The organism is Monashia sp. HAY1-2A, assembly GCF_056755315.1.
In genome coordinates, this window is record NZ_JBNDHY010000740.1 from 1 (window position 1) to 239 (window position 239).

The window sequence follows — 239 nt, forward strand, 5'->3', positions numbered from 1 at the left end:
GCGCTACCGCATGGGCAAGCGGCTGCAGCTCGGCGGGCTCAAGCTGGAATGGGACGTGCACGACCTGCCGCCGCTGGAGTGGCTGGAACCGCCCGACGCGCTGCACGTGCTGCGCCTGATGCAGGAGGCGCTGACCAACGCGCTGAAGCATGCGAGAGCGTCGCGGGTGCGGGTGGTGACGCGCGACCTCGGCAAGCGCGTGGAGATCCGTGTCGAGGACGACGGCGAGGGCTTCGACG

At 70.7% G+C, this 239-nt stretch carries 1 protein-coding gene; it reads left to right on the plus strand.

The window, feature by feature from the left end; translation table 11 throughout:
- The coding region (locus ACPYOM_RS23740; protein ID WP_481347866.1) for a sensor histidine kinase at positions 1–239 on the plus strand (239 nt) is incomplete at both ends.